The organism is Blautia sp. DFI.3.45 (genome assembly GCF_020593505.1).
Lineage (GTDB): Bacteria > Bacillota > Clostridia > Lachnospirales > Lachnospiraceae > Blautia_A > Blautia_A wexlerae.
In genome coordinates this window covers 1-493 of sequence record NZ_JAJDMI010000167.1, presented here as the reverse complement: position 1 = coordinate 493, position 493 = coordinate 1, and the positions used below count along the sequence as shown (strand labels likewise).

1 protein-coding gene is annotated in these 493 nt (G+C 44.2%); it reads right to left on the bottom strand.

Translation table 11 applies throughout. From position 1 onward, the window contains the following. A partial coding sequence (locus LJE09_RS19315; RefSeq protein ID WP_306797821.1) for a sensor histidine kinase occupies nt 1-493 on the bottom strand: 493 nt, incomplete at both ends.

Here is a 493-nt window from a genome sequence, read left to right as displayed (position 1 = left end):
CGGACAGGCTGTTCAGGAATATCAATGTCATAATCAACCTGTTTATCCTCAAAAATCGGTATCCAGTCGATCAGAATATTTCTTGTCAGCTCTGCGACCTCAACGCTCTGGATCTCCAAAGCAAACTCGTTGGAATTTAACTTGAACCAGTCAAAAAGTACATCAATGTATTCTTTCAGATCATGAGCTTTCCGACGGGCAGTTTCAATATAATCATCCCGGTCTTTTCCTATGACCAGTCCTTTGTGTGCAGCGTCAAGATACCCAAGCAGAGTAGTAAGGGGCGTTCGCACGTCATGGGAAAGGCTCGTCATAAGCTGGCGGTTGGTTTCTTCTGTCTGCCGTACAGTTGAAAGTCTGCTTTCATAGGCCACAACGATCTCATTAATTTCATAGGCAAGAGGTGCTGTCAGTTCATTTGTTGCAGATAGAATACGCCGGTTGCCATTTCCGTTTTTCACATCAACCAGCACATCGGTCATTTCTGCTATTT